This is a genomic window from Shewanella sp. SP2S2-6 (assembly GCF_031931965.1).
Classification (GTDB): Bacteria; Pseudomonadota; Gammaproteobacteria; order Enterobacterales; family Shewanellaceae; genus Shewanella; species Shewanella baltica.
In genome coordinates this window covers 1-716 of sequence record NZ_JAUOEQ010000079.1, presented here as the reverse complement: position 1 = coordinate 716, position 716 = coordinate 1, and the positions used below count along the sequence as shown (strand labels likewise).

The following is a 716-nucleotide window of genomic DNA, read 5'->3' as shown; positions in this document are numbered from 1 at the left end:
ACTGGTCAACCCAAACTGGACACTTTTACTTGAGAATTTTCAAACTCTACAGGTGACAGATTGTCATTAGCAGAATGCAGCCGCTCCAAGTTGTAATATTTCATGTAAGCACTCACATTTTGCTTCATAAACTCCATTGTTGGTTGATTAACTTTAAAAATCCAATCGTTTTTTAAGCTGCCAAAGAATCGCTCAACAACGGCATTATCCCAACACGCCCCCACATCATCCATGCTGGATCGGATACCATAGCTCGATAGCAGCCTACCGAATTGCTTACTGGTATATTGCGAGCCTCGGTCACTGTGGAATACCAGCCCTCGCGCTGGTTGGCGCAGGTTGTAGGTTTTTATTAATGCCTTGGATATCAAATCTGTGGTCATGCGTTGGTCTATGTGCCATCCCACAATCCGGCGTGAATATAAATCCATCACCACAGCTAAGTACATCCAGTCTTCACCCGTCTTTAAATAGGTCACGTCACTCGCCCAAACCTGATTAGCCGATACTGGATTAAAGTTCATGTTTAACAGGTTATCTGCCACTGCATCTGAGTGTTTCCGCTGCGTAGTCACCTTGTAAGCACGTCGCTGGGCTGCTTTGAGTCGAAGGCGGTGCATAATTTTACGAACGAAATAGCGACCAACCTGGTAGCCTTCCTTGCGCAATTTTTTCACCATTTCACGATTCCCTAAGCTGCCTCGACTTTGCTTAAA

1 protein-coding gene is annotated in these 716 nt (G+C 45.1%); it reads right to left on the bottom strand.

Annotation, left to right across the window (positions count from 1 at the left end; genetic code table 11):
* Positions 1 to 5: 5 nt before the first annotated feature.
* Positions 6 to 716, bottom strand: a 711-nt coding sequence (locus tag Q4Q57_RS22040; protein ID WP_311892038.1) for an IS3 family transposase, incomplete at its 5' end; no start/stop codon positions are given.